This window comes from Streptosporangium vulgare (assembly GCF_042428775.1).
Lineage (GTDB): Bacteria > Actinomycetota > Actinomycetes > Streptosporangiales > Streptosporangiaceae > Streptosporangium > Streptosporangium vulgare.
This window is the reverse complement of the sequence record NZ_JBHMBS010000007.1, coordinates 206,404-224,063: the sequence shown is the minus strand read 5'-3', so window position 1 is coordinate 224,063 and position 17,660 is coordinate 206,404. Positions and strand designations below refer to the sequence as shown.

The window sequence follows — 17,660 nt, the reverse complement described above, 5'->3', positions numbered from 1 at the left end:
ATATCGACATTTCTTGATCTTCCCTAACCATCACGAAACAGCTCGGGCCCATTCAAGCCGGTCCTGGCCGGGATTCGGATCGGGAGAGGCCGGACGACCGGGACGCGGCGGCAGGCCTCGACGAACCTGGAGGCCAGCCGGGGGCTGCCGGCCCAGTGCAGGTGCAGGTAGGAGGCGGTGACCCGGCCGTCGGCGAACCCGTCGGCGCCGCCACGCCAGCGGAACAGCGGCCGGTCGGGGGCGGGCTCGACCGCGGTGCGGTGGAACTCGTGCCCCCGGTAACGCTCCCCGTCCCTGGTGAGCGGCGAGTCGCGGACGGCCACCGCGTCCCGGTAGCCGAGGGTGAGGGTGCCGGTCATCCTGGCCTCGACGTCGAGGACCCCGCACATCGGCCTGCCGTCCAGACTCCTGGCGAGGTACAGCAGGCCCGCGCACTCGGCCGAGATCGGCCCGTCGAACGCGGCGACCCGCTCGCGCAGCGGCTCGTTGGCCGACAGCTCGGCCGCGTAGACCTCGGGGAAACCGCCCCCGATGACGATCCCGCGAGCCCCCTCGGGGAGGGCCTCGTCGACGAGCGGGTCGAAGGGGACGACCTCGGCGCCCGCCGCCGCCAGCAGCTCGGCCTGCTCGGTGTAGCCGAAGGTGAAGGCCTGCCCTCCGGCGACCGCGATCCTCGTGACGGGAGCGGCGGGCGGTCCGGGGCTCCACGGGACGGCCGGCAACGACGGCGCGGTACGGGCCAGGCGCAGGAGTCCCTCCAGGTCGCAGGAGGCGGCGACCAGGTCCGCGACGGCGTCCATGGCCCGCCCCGCCTGGGTGCGGCGCTCGGCGGCGGGGACCAGGCCCAGGTGCCTGGAGGGGGTGGCGACGGCGTCGCTGCGGCGGATCGCGCCGAGCACCGGGACGCCGCTCTCGGCGAGCGCCTCGCGGCAGATCGCCTCGTGCCGCTCGGAGCCGATCCGGTTGAGGATCACCCCGCCGAGCCTGATCCGGGTGTCGTAGGAGGCGAAACCGTGCACCAGCGCCGCCACGGAGCGGCTCTGCTTGGCCGCGTCCACGACCAGGACCACCGGGGCGCCGAGCAGCCTGGCGACGTGCGCGGTGGAGGCGAACTCGGTGGAGCCCGCGCCGTCGTACAGGCCCATCACGCCCTCCACGACCGCGATGTCCGCCCCGGCCGCGCCGTGCAGGAACAGCGGGGCGACGAGCTCCTCCCCCACCAGCCAGGGGTCGAGGTTGCGCCCCGGGCGGCCGGTGGCCATGGCGTGGTAGCTGGGGTCGATGTAGTCGGGCCCCACCTTGTGCGGGGAGACCGCCATGCCCCGGCGGGCGAGGGCGGCCATCAGACCGGTCGCCACGGTCGTCTTGCCCGCTCCGGAGGCGGGGGCCGCGATGACCAGCCGGGCTACCATTCGATGCCCTTCTGACCCTTCTGCCCGGCGTCCATGGGGTGCTTGACCTTGCCCATCTCGGTGACCAGGTCGGCGGCGTCGAGCAGCCGGGGGTCGGCGTCACGGCCGGTGACGACGACGTGCTGGCCGCCGGGGCGCCCGCGCAGGGTCTCGACCACCTCGTCGACGTCGATCCAGCCCCACTTCATCGGGTACGTGAACTCGTCGAGCACGTACAGGCGGAACGTCTCGGCGGCGAGGTCGCGCTTGATCTGCTCCCAGCCCTCGCGGGCGTCGGCGGCGTGGTCCTCCTCGCTGCCGGGGCGCTGGATCCAGGACCAGCCCTCGCCCATCTTGTGCCAGGAGACCGGACCGCCCTCGCCGGAGTCTCCGAGCACCCGCAGCGCCCGCTCCTCGCCGATGCGCCACTTGGCGGACTTCACGAACTGGAAGACCCCGATCGGCCAGCCCTGGTTCCAGGCGCGCAGGGCCAGGCCGAAGGCGGCGGTGGACTTGCCCTTGCCCGGTCCCGTGTGGACGATCAGCAGCGGCCGGGTGCGGCGCTGCCTGGTGGTCAGGCCGTCCTCGGGCACGCTGACGGGTTTGCCCTGCGGCATCGTCGCCCTCCCTTCACTGTCGTGCGGCTCATGTCGTGTCACCGTCGTGCGGCTCATGTCGTGCGGCGCGGTGTCCCCGCCCGCCGTGCACCCCGACGCTGCGCGGCGTCCTCACCGCGCCCCGCCGTCCTCGCTGTTCCGCCGTCCTCACCGGCCCTTTCAGGGTCACGCGGCGCGGCGTCCTCACCGTCCCGCCGTCCCGGCCGGTCCATCGCGCTCACGCGGCGCCGCGCCGCTCGCGGACCATCCCGGCCAGGTCGGTGAGGTCGTCGAGGCGTACGGTCTCCGCGCCCATCCGCGCCGCCAGCGAGGCGGCGAGGCCGAGGCGCACGTGGCCGCCCTCGCAGTCGACCACCACCCCCGCCACCCCGGCCAGCAGTCCCGCCGCGCGGTGGGACTCCTCGACGGTGCCCGAGGTGGCCCGCCCGTCGGTGACCAGGACCACCAGCGGACGCCTGGAGGGGTCGCGCAGGCGCTCGACCCGCAGCACCTCGGCGGCCCGCAGCAGACCGGCGGCCAGCGGGGTACGCCCCCCGGTGGGCAGCTCGCGCAACCGGGCCGCGCCCGCCTCGACGGAGGAGGTCGGCGGCAGGACCAGGTCGGCGCGGGCGCCCCGGAAGGTGACGAGCCCGACCTTGTCGCGGCGCTGGTAGGCGTCGAGGAGCAGGCCGAGCACCGCGGTCTTGACCGCCCGCATGCGCTGCCTCGCGGCCATGGAACCGCTGGCGTCCACCACGAACAGCACCAGGTTGCCCTCGCGGCCCTCGCGGACCGCCTCCCTGAGGTCGCCGCGCCGCAGCAGCAGTCCCGGCCCGCTCCTGCCCCGCGCGACCTGGTACGGGGCCGCGGCGCCGACGGTGGCCCGCAGGTGGAGGGAGCCGGGGTGGCCCTCGGGGACCCGGGCCCCCGTGGTACGGCCCAGGGGCGTCCTGGCGCGCGACCGGCGCCCGGGGGCCCCCGCGCCGACGCCCGGGACGGTGAACAGCCTGGTCCTGCCCCCGGGCTCGGCGTCGAAGGCCTGCTCGCGGGCCGGTACTCCCCCGGTCTTCTCCGGCGGCTCGCCGGGATCCGCGGTGGCGGCGGGCTCCCGCGTCCCGGGGTCGGGACCGCCCGGGACGTCCGGAAGAGCGGGCCGGGAGCCGTCCCCATCCTCGCTTCCGCCAGGATCACCGGGAACGCCCGGATCGCCCGGGTCGCCGGAGGTGGCGTCCCCGTCCTCGGGGCCGCCGCCGGGCACCGGTCCGTCCGGGCCGTCGCCGGGGTCGGCGCCCCCGGGACCGTCGAAGTCGTCCGGGTCCTCCGGGTCCTCGGGATCGTCGGGGATCTGGTCCAGGAGGTCCTGGAGCCTGGACTCGTCCAGGCCCGGCGCGTCGAAGGGGTCGCGGCGTCGGCGGTGCGGGAGCGCGAGCCTGGCCGCCTCCCGCACGTCGTCGGCGGTGACGGTGGTGCGGCCCTGCCAGGCGGCGTGCGCGATCGCCGCACCGGCGGTGACCAGGTCGGCCCGGAGCCCGTCCACCTCGAACCCCGCGCAGACGGTGGCGATCCTGAGCAGTGCCGCGTCCGGCAGGACGACCTGGGGGACCCGGGCGCGCGCCCCGGCGATGCGCGCGGCCAGCGCCCTCTCCTCGTCCGACCAGGCGGCGGCGAAGGCGTCGGGGTCGGCCTCGAAGGCCAGGCGGCGCCGTACCACGTCCACCCGCTGGGACGGTTCCCGCGAGGCCCGGACCTCCACGGTCAGCCCGAAGCGGTCGAGCAGCTGCGGGCGCAGCTCCCCCTCCTCGGGGTTCATCGTCCCGACCAGCAGGAACCGGGCGGCGTGCCGTACCGAGACCCCCTCGCGCTCGACGTAGCAGGTGCCGAGGGCGGCGGCGTCGAGCAGCAGGTCCACCAGGTGGTCGTGGAGGAGGTTGACCTCGTCCACGTACAGGACGCCCCGGTGGGCGCTCGCCAGGAGGCCGGGTTCGAAGGATTTCACGCCCTCGGTGAGGGCGCGCTCGATGTCGAGGGAGCCGACGAGGCGGTCCTCGGAGGCGCCGACGGGCAGCTCGACCAGACGGGCGGGCCGCGCGGCGCCGTCCCGCACGGCGGCGGACCGAGCCACGCCAAGCTGAGCCCCATCGGGCTGAGCTCCACCAGGCTGAGCTCCGTCGGGATGGGTTTCACCAGGCTGAGCTCCGTCGGGCCGGACGGTGGCGGGCAGGTCCCCGGGTTCCGTACGGCCCTCGTGCGGCCCGTCCGGGCAGCCGGGGTCGGGGGCGGCCGGGTCGCAGGAGAAGCGGCAGCCGGTCACCACCTCGACGGGTGGCAGAAGCGCGGCCAGCGCCCGCACGATCGTGGACTTGGCGGTGCCCTTCTCCCCCCTGACCAGCACTCCCCCGACGCGGGGGGAGACCGCGTTGAGGATCAGCGCGAGTTTCAGGTCCTCCAGCCCCACGATCGCGGTGAAGGGATAGCGGGCGTCACGCACCTTCGGGATCTCCTGTCCGTCTTGTCGGGTCAAAGGGTCGCCGGGCGCCCGAACCGTCATGGGAGGTAGCTGAGCCGCCAGCGGCCGCCGCGCCCGGTGAGCGTCACGCGGGCCAGCGGCGCGACGTCGACGCGCCAGAAGGCCTGGGCGGGGGCTCCGAGGGCGTGGACGACCGCGGCGCGGATCACCGCCGGGTGGGTGACCGCGACGGCCCTGCCGGGGGCCCGGACGGCGAGCCAGCCGGACACCCGGGCGAGGAGCGCGGTGACCGGCTCCCCGCCGTGCGGCGCCGCGCCGGGGTCGCCGAGCCAGGAGGCGAGCGCCTCGGGTTCGGCGGCCTCGACCTCGCCGAGCGTCATCCCGCTCCAGCGGCCGTAGTCGCAGTCGGCCAGCAGCGGGTCGTGCTCGGCCCGCAGGCCGAGCGCCGCCGCCGTCTGGACGCAGCGCAGCTCGGAGGGGCAGGCCGCGGGCCCCGGGCCGAGGTCCCGCGCCATCCCCTCGGCCCGGCGCAGGCCGCGTTCGTCGAGTGGTTCGTCACCCGGGAACGCGGCCCGTACCGTCGCCGAGGTGGAGGCGTGGCAGACCAGGAGCAGGCGGGTGACCCCCGAGGGGGTCGTCACACCGGGCCGCGCCTGCGGGCGGCGAAGGCGAACAGCGCGCCGACACCGGCCCAGAAGACCACCTGGGTCCCTATGGAGGCGACCCGGAAGTCCCACAGGAGATCGGCGGGGAAGCCCCGGGGCACCTCCGAGATCTCCGGCAGGAGGATCCAGGCCGCGACGACGGGCACGAGGAGGGTGACGCCCGCCGACAGCCAGCGCACCCACGGTTCGCTCCGCGAGGCGTAGCGGTAGGCGGCGACCGCGGCGGCGACGGCGAGGATCCCGATGACCACCGCGACCAGGTAGAGCACGGTGCGCTGGTTGATGGTCTCCGGATCACCGACGGCCGGCGGGTTGGCGGGATACTTCACGAAAGGGATGAAAACGACGGAGGTGAACGCGGCGGCGGCGAGCGTGACCGCGAGCACCGGTTCCGAGCGGGGTCCCGCCCGGCCGCGTACGGCCGCGTAGACGAGGGCGAACAGGCCCCCGACCGCCAGGCCGTACAGGCCGAGGGCGAGGAAGAGCCCGAAGCGCTGCCCGTCCCTGCTGACCAGTGCCTCCTCCTCGTCGTGGGAGTGGGCGGCGGTCCCGGTGTCGTCGTGCGATTCGGCCGGGGCGGCGGCCGCGGCGGCCGCCTCCTCCAGCGCGATGGCCTGGTCGATGCGCGGTTCGCCGACGGTGTAGGCGAAGACGGCCGCGAGCAGCCCTGCGAGCAGTCCGACGACGAGGCCCCGGACGATGAGTTTGGTGATCACCTGTGGCTCAGTGGCACGGCACGCCGAGCAGGTGACGCCCGTCGTGCATGAGTTCGTGCAGGTAGTTTCCCGCCTGGGAGATCGCTCCCTGGTCGAAGGTGACCAGGTAGGCGAGGAGCAGCAGCACCGGTACGGCGAGCAGCCAGCGGGTGAGCGAGTGCCATGGGATGGGCTGGGCGTGCGGTGCCGAGATCTGGCTCACGGCTACCTCCTCCGGGATTTACGCGTCCCTTTTCGTAGGTCGGTGGCGGCCGAGTGTGACCTGGCTTCCGGCTCCGTGGAGCCGGTTACAGTGGCGCGACCGCACCGGAATCTCACCGGATTTCCCTCGCACCGCCACAAAACACCCGGAACGTACCCCGGTTCTCCGTCCCCCGTCAATCCGGGTGTCCGGTTTGCCGGGATCCGGCTGGCAGGGGGTTCAGGCACGCCGAAAGGGGGAGGTGGCCCGGCCGGGCCACCTCCCCCTTCTCAGGAGGTCACTGCCAGGAGGTCGCTGTCAGGAGGTCACTGCTCGCCGGTCAGCGCCGTCACCAGCTCCGCGGCGGTACGGCAGCGGTCGAACAGCTCACCCACGTGGGCCTTGGTGCCGCGCAGCGGCTCAAGGGTGGGGACGCGCTGCAGCGACTCGCGGCCGGGGATGTCGAAGATGACCGAGTCCCAGGAGGCCGCGGCCACCGACTCGCTGTACTGGCTCAGGCAGCGGCCGCGGAAGTAGGCCCGGGTGTCGTTGGGCGGCACCTCGATGGCCCGCTGGACCTCTTCCTCGGTGACCAGGCGCTGCATGCGGCCCCGGGCGACCAGCCGGTTGTAGAGCCCCCGGTCCGGTCGGATGTCGGAGTACTGGAGGTCGACGAGCTGCAGGCGCGGGTGCGACCAGGGCAGGCCGTCACGGGTGCGGTAGCCCTCCAGGAGCTCCAGCTTGGCCACCCAGTCGAGCTCCCCGGACAGCTGCATCGGGTCCTCCGCCAGGCGGGTGAGGACCGACTCCCAGCGCTCCAGGATGTCCTTGGTGGGCTCGTCCATGCCGTTGGCGCTGCGTTCCTCGGCATACTTGCGGGCGAGCTCCAGATACTCCATCTGCAGCTGCACCGCCGTCAGCTTGCGGCCGTCGCGCATGGAGATCTCGTACTTGAGCGTGGGGTCGTGCGAGACCGCGCGCAGGGCCTGGACGGGGTTGTCCACGGCGAGGTCGCGGGTGAAGTAGTTGTCCTCGATCATGGCCAGGACGAGCGCGGTCGATCCCAGCTTCAGGTAGGTCGAGATCTCCGACATGTTGGCGTCGCCGATGATGACGTGCAGGCGGCGGTACTTCTCCGGGTCGGCGTGGGGCTCGTCCCGGGTGTTGATGATCGGCCGCTTGAGCGTCGTCTCCAGGCCCACCTCGACCTCGAAGAAGTCGGCCCGCTGGCTGATCTGGAAACCCTCGCCCCGGGAGTCCTGGCCGATGCCGACCTTGCCCGCGCCGGTGACGACCTGCCGGGAGACGAAGAACGGCGTCAGGTGCCTGACGATGTCGGCGAACGAGGTGGCCCGGCGCATGAGGTAGTTCTCATGACAGCCGTAGGAGGCGCCCTTGTTGTCGGTGTTGTTCTTGTAGAGCTGGATCGGGGCGTTGGCCGGCATCGCCGAGGCGCGGACCGCCGCGTCGTGCATCACCCGCTCGCCCGCCTTGTCCCAGATCACCGCCGCCCGGGGGTTGGTGCACTCGGGCGTGGAGTATTCGGGGTGGGCGTGGTCGACGTACAGCCGGGCCCCGTTGGTGAGGATCACGTTTGCCAGGCCGAGGTCCTCGTCGGTCAGCTGGCTCTGGTCGGCCACCTCCCGCGCGAGGTCGAACCCCCGTGCGTCCCGCAGCGGGTTCTCCTCCTCGAAGTCCCATCGCGCGCGCCGCGCCCTCGCGGCCGAGGCCGCCAGATAGGCGTTCACGACCTGAGAGGAGGTCACCATCGCGTTGGCCCCCGGCTGTCCGGGCACGGAGATGCCGTATTCGGTCTCGATGCCCATCACCCGCCGTACCGTCATGCGCACCCTCTGTTCGTCCGGGACTGATTCTCTCCGTGGTATCTATTCCCGACCCTAGACCCTTCACTATGCCCGGTGGTCGGACAGTTATGGCACCGAAGCCTTTTCGCCCGTTGCGAGGGGGATCGAGGAGAGCGCGGGGAGCTGTGACGGGGACGGGGATGCGGCGCTTCTCCGCCTCCTGGACTTGACGAACTCCTGAAGCGGGCGCTCGGCGAGCCGGTACACCAGATAGGAGAACGCCATCGCGGCCAGCACGGTGACCAGCGCGGTCAGCGGGGGCGGCAGCGTGTCCCGCAGGGCGGGGACGATCAGCACGGCGGCCGGGGTGTGGAACAGGTAGAGCGGGTAGGTCAGCGCCCCCAGGACGACCAGGCCGCGCCAGCGCAGCCACCCCAGCCAGCCGAGCGCCACCATCGCCATGAGCACGTAGAAACCGATCACGGTGGCGACCACGGCCCACTCGGGCACGGGCATCGCGGCGTAGCCGACGTTCTCGATCCGCCCGGCCACCCGGTCGAGCGCCGCGCTGACCGCCAGCCCACCGCTGATCCCGGCGAGGCACCACAGGACGAGCCGGGGGCCGAACCTCGTCATCAGGAAGAACGCCATGCCGCCGACGAAGTACGCCGCGTACTTGGGCATGACCACCAGGTCGACCCAGGCCTCCTCGCTCCCGGTGAAGAACCCGGCCGCCAGCAGCCAGACGCCCATGAAGACCAGACAGCGGTTGAGCGTCACCCCCACGATCACCAGGATCGAGATCAGCACGTAGAAGCGGAGCTCCACCCAGAGCGACCAGTAGACGCCGTTGGCGTCGTAGACGCCGAAGGCCCGCTGGAGCATCGTGAGGTTGATCCCGTACTCGCCGAGGCTGAGCTTGGGGTCCAGGGCCGTGGCGGCGGTGAGCCCGTAGACGGCCGCGGTGACGGCCACGCTGACCCAGTAGGCGGGAAAGAGCCGCACCAGCCGGGAGAGGGCGAACGCCCCCAGGCCCCGCCCCCAGATGCTCATCAGGATCACGAAGCCGCTGATCATGAAGAAGAGCTCGACGCCGAGGATGCCGAGCCCGGAGACGGTGGAGATCGCCGGGAACAGCTCCGCCGGACGCTCGCCCCACACCGAGGCGAAGGCGATGAAGTAGTGGAAGGCGAGCACCGCGATGGCGGCGAGGAAGCGCAGGAGGTCGAGCTCGGCGAGGCGGCCGCTTCCCCGAAGCGCCTCGCGGGAGCCCGTGCCGTTCACCGGGCGGCCGGACCGGAATGTTCACGCACGCCACTTGGACGGCGTCTCGATCATTCGGGTTCCCGTGACGGCTGTCCATTTCTGTCCATTTTCGGGACGGGTGTGAAAGGAGATACGGATTCGCGCGACAAAAGGGATTAAAAACGGCAAGAAACACCGATGGCGCGGCTCCCCTCGGGGGAGCCGCGCCGCCGGTCACACGTGTTACAGGTACTGGCCGGTGTTGGCCACCGTGTCGATGGAACGTCCGGCCTCGGTGCCCTGCTTGCCCGTCACGAGGGTGCGGATGTAGACGATCCGCTCGCCCTTCTTGCCGGAGATGCGGGCCCAGTCGTCGGGGTTGGTGGTGTTGGGCAGGTCCTCGTTCTCGGAGAACTCGTCCACGCAGGCCGCCAGCAGGTGCTGGATCCGCAGGCCCTTCTGGCCGGTCTCCAGGAACTGCTTGATCGCCATCTTCTTGCCGCGGTCGACGATGTTCTGGATCATCGCGCCGGAGTTGAAGTCCTTGAAGTACAGGACCTCCTTGTCGCCGTTGGCGTAGGTCACCTCGAGGAAGCGGTTCTCCTCGCTCTCGGTGTACATCCGCTCGACGACCCGCTGGATCATGCCGGAGATGGTCTCCTGCCGGTTGGCGCCGTGCTCGGAGAGGTCCTCGTCGTGCAGCGGGAGCTCGGGGATGAGGTACTTGGAGAAGATGTCCTTGGCCGCCTCGGCGTCCGGCCGCTCGATCTTGATCTTGACGTCCAGGCGGCCGGGCCGCAGGATCGCCGGGTCGATCATGTCCTCGCGGTTGGAGGCGCCGATCACGATCACGTTCTCCAGGCCCTCGACGCCGTCGATCTCCGACAGGAGCTGGGGAACGATGGTGTTCTCCACGTCGGAGGAGACGCCCGAGCCTCGGGTCCGGAAGATCGAGTCCATCTCGTCGAAGAACACGATCACCGGCGTGCCCTCGGAGGCCTTCTCACGAGCCCGCTGGAAGACCAGGCGGATGTGCCGCTCGGTCTCGCCGACGTACTTGTTGAGAAGCTCGGGACCCTTGATGTTGAGGAAGAAGCTCTTGCCGGACTGACCGGTCTTCTCCGCGACCTGCTTGGCCAGGGAGTTGGCGACGGCCTTGGCGATGAGCGTCTTGCCGCAGCCGGGCGGCCCGTAGAGCAGGACGCCCTTGGGCGGGCGGAGCTTGTGCTCGCGGAAGAGGTCGGCGTGCAGGTACGGGAGCTCGATGGCGTCCCGGATCTGCTCGATCTGCCGCATGAGCCCGCCGATCTCCTCGTAGGAGATGTCGGGCACCTCCTCCAGGACGAGCTCCTCGACCTCGGACTTGGGGATGCGCTCGTAGACGTAGCCCGAGCGGGGCTCGAGCAGCAGGGAGTCGCCCGCCCGGATCGGCTGGTCCATCAGCGACTCGGCGAGCTTCACCACCCGCTCCTCGTCGGCGTGCGAGATCACCAGCGCGCGCTGGCCGTCCTCGAGGAGCTCCTTGAGCATCACGATCTCGCCCAGGTCCTCGAAGCCGAGGGCCTCGACCACGTTGAGCGCCTCGTTGAGCATGACCTCCTGGCCACGCTTCAACGCCTCGACGTCCACCGCGGGACTCACGTTCACCCTGAGTTTGCGGCCACCGGTGAAGACCTCCACCGTGCCGTCTTCTCTGGTTTCGAGGAACACACCGAACCCGGACGGCGGTTGCGCCAGCCGGTCTACCTCCTCCTTCAAGGCGACGATCTGGTCCCTGGCCTCCTTGAGGGTGGCCACCAGACGCTCGTTCTGGCCGGTTACGGCCGCGAGGTTCGCCTGCACGTCATGGAGACGCTCTTCGAGAATCCTGGCCTGCCGGGGAGACTCCGTCAGCTTCCGACGCAACGCGGTGATCTCCTCCTGCAGGAAGGAGACCTGTGTTGTGAGGTCGGCGACCTCCCGTTCGCGCTGCGCGGCACGAGCCTCAGCGTCGTCGCGAGCTGCCACGGCGTCACCTCCTTCCCAGTCGAGACCGACTACTCAAAACCCTACCCATCTAAGGGCTGTCCCTTACCTGGCTGAGCGGTGTTCATATGACTACATTAAGTGCGTGATGATTAATCCTTTTTGGTGCTTTTAGTCCTAGAAGTATAAGAACACGAAGGTCTGCTTCCGTGTCACGCCCTCACGGACCGTCGTGGCCGAATCGTCATCATGTGGCGGAAGACGTGGAAGTCGTGGACTCCTCGCCATGTGCCCCCTTCGCCGGACGTCTACGTCGAGGTGGTGGCGTCACCCCGTCGGCCATGCGACGGGCCGTGACCAGGAACCCGGTGTGGCCGACCATCCTGTGGTCGGGCCGCACCGCCAGTCCCTCGACATGCCAGTCACGAACCAGGGTCTCCCACGCATGGGGCTCGGTGAAACTCCCGTGCTCCCGCAGAGTTTCGACCGTACGCGACAGCTGAGTCGTGGTCGCCACATAACAGCAGATCACGCCGCCGGGGGTGAGAGCGCGGGCCGCGGCGTCCACACATTCCCAGGGGGCGAGCATGTCCAGAATGATCCGGTCGACGTCGCTCTCGTCGAGATCCTCGGCGAAGTCGCCGACCACCAGGCGCCACTGCTTCATCGGGCCGCCGTAGAACTTCTCCACGTTCTTGGTGGCGATCTCGGCGAAGTCCTGGCGCCGCTCGTACGAGGTGAGGCTGCCCTCGGCGCCGACGGCGCGCAGCAGGAAGCAGGTGAGCGCGCCGGAGCCGACGCCCGCCTCCACCACCCGGGCGCCGGGGAAGATGTCGGCCATCGCCACGATCTGGGCCGAGTCCTTGGGATAGATCACCGCCGCGCCGCGCGGCATGGAGAGCGTGTAGTCCTGGAGGAGGTGCCTGAACGCCAGATACTGGGTGCCGCCGGACGAGCGCACGACCGAGCCCTCGGGCTGGCCGATCAGCTCACTGTGCGGGATTCCGCCCTTGTGCGTGTGGAACACGCCGTCTTCCTTCAGCGTCACCGTGTGGCGCTTGTTCTTGGGGTCGGTGAGCTGAACCTGATCCCCGGCCTGAAACGGCCCATGCCTGCGAAAACCCATGACCGCAAGGTTATCGGCGCGCGGCGGTGTCCTCGGACGGCCGGGGAGGCCGGGGAGGCCAGGAAGCGGGGGACGCCGAGGACATCACGGACGCCACGGACGCCACGGACGCCACGGACGCGGTCGCGTGGCGCGAAGACGGGGCGCCAAAACGGGCGGACGAGTGCGGACGGCTGCGGGTGATCCACAAGAAGCCGCAAAACACCGCAAAATGGCTCGCCCCCCGGGACAGCACCTGGTAGCTGTTGGGTGTGTTTCCCCAAGATGTGATTCCAGCCGGCCCCGTCGTCCTGAGGCCCCTCGCCCCGGCCGACGCCGAGGCGATCGTCCGGGCCTGCGCCGACCCGGAGATCGTCCGCTTCCTCCCCCTCATCCCCGTGCCGTACACCCTGGACGACGCGCTCCAGTACCTGGAGCACACCCGGCAGGAGTGGCAGGGCGGAGGGGCCCCGTTCGCGATCGCGGACGCGGGGACGGGCGAGTGGCTGGGCAACATGGGCCTCATGGCCCGTCCCCGTGGCATGACCGAGATCGGCTACCTGGTCGCGCCGTGGGCGCGGGGGCGCGGGGTGGCCACGGCCGCCGCCGCCGCGCTGACCCGGTGGGGGTTCGGCCACGGCGTCAAGCGCGTCGAGCTGTTCGCCGGCGTGGAGAACCTGGCCAGCCAGCGGGTCGCCCTGGCCGCCGGTTTCCACCGCGAGGGCGTGCGGCGCGGGGCCGAGGAGCAGCGTGACGGCACCCGCCGCGACCTGGTGGCCTTCGCGCGCCTGCCCGGCGACTCCGGCGAGCGCGTGAGGCCCCTCCTGCCGGGGCTCCCCGGTGGCTCGCTGACCGACGGGATGGTGCGGCTTCGGCCGCTCACCGCCGCCGACACCGCCGACTACCTGGCCCTGCGGAACCTGCCCGACGTCGTGAGGTACAGCGTCCCCTCCGAGACCGCCACCTTCGAGGAGGTCGAGGAGCGGTGCCGCACCGCGGGCGCGAACTGGCTCGCCGGTACGGGGGCCGAGCTCGTGATCCTGGACGCCGAGACGGGCGCGTTCGCCGGGGACATCCAGCTCAGCGGGGTGATCCCCCTGCTGGGGCAGGCCATGACGGGCTACAGCGTGCTGCCGGAGTTCCGGGGCAGGGGCTTCGCCGCCAGGGCGGTGGACCTGCTGGTCGGCTGGGCCTTCGAGCACACCTCCCTGGCCCGGATCATCGCCGGCACCTCGCCCGGCAACATCGCCTCGCACCGCGTGCTGGAGCGGGCGGGCTTCACCCGGGAGGCCCTGCTGCACGGGCTGCTGCCCGGCCCCGGCGGCACGCGCCTGGACGACCTGCAGTGGTACCGCCTGCGGGGCGACGCCCGGAACTAGCCGCCCCCCGCCGTCCCGGCCGGGGCCGCTTCCGCGACGAGCCGAACTCGGCACGAACCGCCGTCCCGGCCGGGGCCGTACGCCGCCCTGACCGGCTCGCCCTCCCGGCTGGAGCCGTACGCTGTACGCCGCCGTCCCGGCCGGGCCGTCCGTCCCGGCCTCCGGCCGCCGGGCGTCCCCTGGCGTCCGGTATCCGGCCGGGGCTCAGTCGGCGCCGAAGCGGGCCCTGAGCTTGGCGTAGGCGGCGTCGGTGCCCTGGAGTGCCCGGTCGATGTCGGCGTCGGTGTGGGCGGCCGACAGGAACCAGTTGTGCCACGGGTGGAGGTAGACCCCCTCCTCCAGGCAGGCCGCGGCCCAGAACATGCCCTTGTCGAGCGTCGCGTCGCCCTCGAAGGAGAGCCACGGGATCTGCACCGGCCCCGTCTGGTTGACCGTGAAGCCGTGGGAGGCCGCCTGGGCGGCGAGGCCCTCGCGCAGGCGGGTGCCCGCGCGCTCCATCAGGGCGATGCCGTCGACGGCGCGCAGCGTCTCGATCGTGGCCTTGGCCGCGGCCATCGGGGCGGCGTTGAACCAGAAGGAGCCGGTGGAGTAGAGCGTCTGGGCGGGCCCGCGCAGGGAGTCCACCCCGGTGACGGCGGCGATCGGGTGGCCGTTGGCCATGGCCTTGCTGAAGGCGTACAGGTCGGGGCGCACTCCCAGGGGCTCCCAGGAGCCGCCCAGGTCGATCCGCCAGCCCCCGCGCACGTCGTCGATCACCAGCGCGGCGCCGATCCGGTCGGCGAGGGCCCGCACCCCCCGGGCGAACTCCGCGGCGACGAGCTCCTGGTCCTCGAACGAGTCGTGCTTGAACGGGGTCACGATGATCGCGGCGACGTCGCCCTCCGCCTGGGCCGCGGCGGCCTCGACGCTGGCGAGGTCGTTGTAGGTGAACTCGACCAGGTCCGCGCGCTCGTTGGGGGTGGTCCCCGCCGTGCTGGGCGTGCACCACGGGTCGGCCCCGTGGTAGGCGCCGTGCGCCATGAGGACCTTCGTCCTGCCGGTGGCGGCGCGGGCGACCATCAGCGCCTGGGTGGTGGCGTCGGTGCCGTTCTTGGAGAACATCACCCAGTCGGCCTGCGGGACGGTCTCCACCAGCAGCTCGGCGAGCTCCACGTAGACGGGACCGGGGCCGTTGAGGCAGTCGCCCGCGGCGAGCTGGGCCGCGACGGCGCCCTCGACGGCGGGGTGGCGGTGGCCGAGCACCACGGGCCCCCAGGAACACATGAGATCGACGTACTCGCGCCCGTCGGCGTCGCGCTGGCGGCAGCCCTCGCCCCCGACGAAGAACTGCGGGTAGGCGGGACCGTGCAGGGCCGCGTTGAGATGGCCGTACATGCCGCCGGGGACGACCTTCGCGGCCCGCTCCCTGAGTTTGGCGTCGATGGACATGCGTCGTCCTTTCACGTCTGGGTTCACGTCTGGATGCGTTCCGGCGGTTCGGCGCCGCTCCCGCCGCCCGTACGGCCCCGGGGGGCGGGTCGTACGGGCGGCGGGGTCACTTCTCGTCCCGGAGCTCGCGCGCCCCGTCCAGGCCCGCGTCCGAGCCGAGGCCCCCGGCGACGCGGGCGGCCAGCGCGGTGCCGAGCCGCGCGGCGCCGGCCACGTCGTGGCCGTCGACCAGACCGGCGACGAACCCGGCGCAGTAGGCGTCGCCGCACCCGGTGGTGTCGACCACCGGCACGTCGAGGGCGGGCACGCGGGTGAGGCCCTCCGCGTCGGCGATCAGGCTCCCGTCCGCGCCGAGCGTGACCAGGACGGCCGAGGTCCCCTCCGGCATCAGGGCCAGCAGGGCCGACGCGGCCTCCTCCACCCCGGTGGCGCCGCTCATCAGCAGCGCCTGCTCCTCGTTGGGCAGGAGGTAGTCGACGTGCGGCAGGAAGGCGCGGACCCCCTGCATGAGGTCCGGCATGTTGGACAGCAGGTCCATGGTCACGATCGTGCCCGCCGCCCGCGCCTCGTCCAGCAGCGCGTAGAACGCCGGGTCGTACAGGCCCCAGGTGACGTCCATGCCGCCCAGGTGCACGGCCCGCGCGCCGAGGACGGTCTCCCGGGCGACGTCGGCGGTGGACAGGCCCAGGTTGGCGCCGGGGACGTGGAAGGACGGGCGCCCGCCGTCGGGACGGATCGGCAGGATCGAGGCGGCGGTCTGCTCCCCCGGCCTGCGGACGATCCCGCTCACGTCCACCCCGCGCCGCCCCATCATCATGACGAGCAGGTCTCCGAGCTCGTCGTCGCCGATCGCCCCCACCGAGGCCACCGGGACGCCGAGCGCGGCCAGGTCGACGGCGGTCGCGGCGGCGGCGCCCGCGGCGGTGACACGGATCTGCTCCAGCAGATGGGTGTCCTGCCCGGCGGGGATCGACTCCACCGGTCTGGCGAGCACGTCCACGATGTGCACGCCGAGGGTGACGACGGTCATGGTGAGTCCTCCTCGTGTCTCAGCGGATAATAGACGGGCGACCGACTAAAATGTCAACGGATCCGTCGCGAAACCGGGGAGGAACGAGGTGCCGAAGATCGTCGATCATGGCGAGCGCCGCGAGGAGGTCGTCGAGGCCGCGCGCCGCGTCATCCTGCGCGAGGGGATCGAGGCCGCCACGACCAGGGCCATCGCCAGGGAGGCCGGTTACTCCAACGGCGTGCTGACCCACTACTTCGCCGACAAGGACGACATCATGCTGTCGGCGCTGCGCTCCTCGCACCGGCGCATCGTGGAGCGCCTGCGCGGCAAGCTGGCCGGCCTCACCGGGCTCGCCGCGCTGCGCGAGCTCCTCCTCGACAACCTTCCGCTGGACGACGAGCGCGCCGGGGAGAGCGCGCTGGAGATCGGCTTCTGGAGCCGCAGCATGACCAGCCCGGCGATGCTGGAGGCACAGCGCGCCGAGGCCGAGGAGCTGCGCTATCTGGTACGCAGCCTGCTCGGCGCGGCGGCCGGAGGCGGGGAGATCGCCACCTCCGACGACCTCGACGACGTCACCGAGCGGCTGCTCGCCCTCGTCGACGGGCTGAGCGCGCACCACCTGCTCTATCCGGACAGGCTCGGCGCCGAGCGCCTGGAACGGATGCTCGACGCCGAACTGGGCCGCCTCCGCCCCGCCGGCGGGGCCGACGGGTAGGACCGGCCTTCACGCGAGGCCGGGCGCGTGTCTCCTCGATGGGACGTCCCGGCGCGTTGACGACCCGGGTGCCGTAGAGCTGGTCGCCCTCCCGTGTCTCCTCGATGGGACGTCCCGGCCCGGCAGGGCGTCCCGGGCCGCGGCGGTCCGGCCCGGGGAACCCTCGCCGGACCGCGAGGGTCCTCGAACCGCGAGAGTGCTCACACCAGCAGCGCGTAGAGCCGGTCGGCCACTCCCCTCGCGGTGGGCCGCTTGGCCGCGTCGCCGAGGCAGGCCTGGACCAGGTCCGACAGCTCGGGCTCCAGGCCCGGGTCGATCGACGGCGGCGTGCTGTTCAGCTTGCGCAGGGTCAGCAGCGGGTCGTGGGTGGGCAGCTCCCCGTAGAGGCCGTTGCCGCTCACCGCCCAGTGCAGCGTCGCGCCCAGCGACCACACGTCCCCCGCGGGGGTGGGGGTCTCCCCCTGCAACAGGGCGGGATCGGTGAACTCCACCGACCCGATGTCGCCCATCCCGGTCACCGTCGCGCCCGGCATCAGCACCTGCGACAGGCCCAGGTCCGAGAGCTTGCCGCCGTCGTCGGTGAGCAGCACGTTGCCGGGACGGATGTCGCGGTGGACGATCCCCTCCTCGTGCAGCGCCTGCGCCGCGTGCGAGACGCAGGCGATCGCGCGCAGCGCCCGCTCGCGCGAGGGGGGCTCCGCGGGACGCGCCAGCGAGCCGCCCGGCAGGTACTCCATCGAGTAGTAGAACACCCCGCCCTGCTGTCCGGCGTCGTAGAGGCGCACCAGGTACGGGGAGCGCACCGCGGCGAACGCCTTCAGCTCCCTCGTGGCGCGGCGGAACGCGTCGTTCCCGGTGCCGCCCACCACCTTCACCGCGACCAGGTCCGCCTCGACGGGCAACCGTTCCGGCTTCTTCGCCAAGTAGAACTCGCCGTGGTTGCCCGCCCCCAACGACCGGACGAACTCGTAATCGGCGATGCCTTCCACC

General features: G+C 72.0%; 15 protein-coding genes and 1 riboswitch. Of the genes, 2 read left to right on the top strand and 13 right to left on the bottom strand.

The features are described 5' to 3' along the window. Window positions 1–23 precede the first annotated feature (23 nt). The 10 genes from ACFFRH_RS17330 to ACFFRH_RS17285 form a co-directional block, all read right to left on the bottom strand. Window positions 24–1,412, bottom strand: a complete 1,389-nt coding sequence (locus ACFFRH_RS17330; RefSeq protein WP_386157693.1) for a cobyrinic acid a,c-diamide synthase CobB — start codon at window positions 1,410–1,412, stop codon at window positions 24–26. Beyond that, window positions 1,406–2,008, bottom strand: a complete 603-nt coding sequence (cobO, locus tag ACFFRH_RS17325; RefSeq protein WP_344743375.1) for a cob(I)yrinic acid a,c-diamide adenosyltransferase — start codon at window positions 2,006–2,008, stop codon at window positions 1,406–1,408. Before cobO ends, ACFFRH_RS17330 begins: the two co-directional genes overlap by 7 nt. 217 nt (window positions 2,009–2,225) lie before the next feature. Further along, a complete protein-coding gene (locus ACFFRH_RS17320; protein WP_344743376.1) occupies window positions 2,226–4,535 on the bottom strand; it encodes a magnesium chelatase subunit D family protein in 2,310 nt (769 codons plus the stop codon). Then, window positions 4,532–5,095: a histidine phosphatase family protein gene (locus ACFFRH_RS17315; RefSeq protein ID WP_344743377.1), complete on the bottom strand. Its 564-nt coding sequence runs from the start codon at window positions 5,093–5,095 to the stop codon at window positions 4,532–4,534. The genes ACFFRH_RS17320 and ACFFRH_RS17315 overlap by 4 nt, the downstream gene beginning before the upstream one ends. Next, window positions 5,092–5,835, bottom strand: a complete 744-nt coding sequence (locus tag ACFFRH_RS17310; protein WP_344743378.1) for a CbtA family protein — start codon at window positions 5,833–5,835, stop codon at window positions 5,092–5,094. The genes ACFFRH_RS17315 and ACFFRH_RS17310 overlap by 4 nt, the downstream gene beginning before the upstream one ends. Window positions 5,836–5,842: 7 nt before the next feature. After that, a complete protein-coding gene (locus ACFFRH_RS17305) occupies window positions 5,843–6,037 on the bottom strand; it encodes a CbtB domain-containing protein (RefSeq protein WP_344743379.1) in 195 nt (64 codons plus the stop codon). Between the two features lie 17 nt (window positions 6,038–6,054). Next, window positions 6,055–6,188, bottom strand: a riboswitch (adenosylcobalamin (AdoCbl) riboswitch). A gap of 154 nt (window positions 6,189–6,342) precedes the next feature. Then, window positions 6,343–7,860: a depupylase/deamidase Dop gene (gene dop, locus ACFFRH_RS17300; protein WP_344743387.1), complete on the bottom strand. Its 1,518-nt coding sequence runs from the start codon at window positions 7,858–7,860 to the stop codon at window positions 6,343–6,345. Window positions 7,861–7,947: 87 nt separating this feature from the next. Continuing rightward, window positions 7,948–9,105 carry an acyltransferase family protein gene (locus ACFFRH_RS17295; protein WP_344743380.1) on the bottom strand — a complete coding sequence of 386 codons (1,158 nt, stop codon included), beginning with the start codon at window positions 9,103–9,105 and terminating at the stop codon, window positions 7,948–7,950. Window positions 9,106–9,309: 204 nt separating this feature from the next. Further along, window positions 9,310–11,073 carry a proteasome ATPase gene (gene arc / locus ACFFRH_RS17290; protein WP_344743381.1) on the bottom strand — a complete coding sequence of 588 codons (1,764 nt, stop codon included), beginning with the start codon at window positions 11,071–11,073 and terminating at the stop codon, window positions 9,310–9,312. Window positions 11,074–11,278: 205 nt separating this feature from the next. Continuing rightward, the gene (locus tag ACFFRH_RS17285) at window positions 11,279–12,157 is read right to left on the bottom strand and encodes a tRNA (adenine-N1)-methyltransferase (RefSeq protein ID WP_344743382.1); all 879 of its coding nucleotides are present in this window, start codon (window positions 12,155–12,157) and stop codon (window positions 11,279–11,281) included. Window positions 12,158–12,423: 266 nt separating this feature from the next. Here ACFFRH_RS17285 and ACFFRH_RS17280 point away from each other — a divergent pair, with 266 nt between their 5' ends. Continuing rightward, window positions 12,424–13,515, top strand: a complete 1,092-nt coding sequence (locus ACFFRH_RS17280; RefSeq protein ID WP_344743383.1) for a GNAT family N-acetyltransferase — start codon at window positions 12,424–12,426, stop codon at window positions 13,513–13,515. 204 nt (window positions 13,516–13,719) lie between these two features. Here the strand turns inward: ACFFRH_RS17280 and ACFFRH_RS17275 are convergent, their stop codons facing one another. After that, on the bottom strand, window positions 13,720–14,943 hold the full coding sequence (locus ACFFRH_RS17275) for an aminotransferase class III-fold pyridoxal phosphate-dependent enzyme (RefSeq protein ID WP_386157683.1): 1,224 nt from the start codon (window positions 14,941–14,943) through the stop codon (window positions 13,720–13,722). 106 nt (window positions 14,944–15,049) lie between these two features. Then, window positions 15,050–15,973 (bottom strand): carbohydrate kinase family protein, encoded by a 924-nt coding sequence (locus ACFFRH_RS17270; RefSeq protein ID WP_386157680.1) that lies wholly within the window; start codon window positions 15,971–15,973, stop codon window positions 15,050–15,052. An 88-nt stretch (window positions 15,974–16,061) separates the two neighbouring features. On the opposite strand from ACFFRH_RS17270, the gene ACFFRH_RS17265 reads away from it, so the two are divergent. Further along, entirely contained in the window at window positions 16,062–16,670 is a 609-nt protein-coding gene (locus ACFFRH_RS17265; protein ID WP_344743384.1) for a TetR/AcrR family transcriptional regulator, read from the top strand. A gap of 200 nt (window positions 16,671–16,870) precedes the next feature. On the opposite strand, the gene ACFFRH_RS17260 is transcribed toward ACFFRH_RS17265, so the two are convergent. Continuing rightward, window positions 16,871–17,659: a serine/threonine-protein kinase gene (locus ACFFRH_RS17260; RefSeq protein ID WP_344743385.1), complete on the bottom strand. Its 789-nt coding sequence runs from the start codon at window positions 17,657–17,659 to the stop codon at window positions 16,871–16,873. Window position 17,660 lies beyond the last annotated feature (1 nt).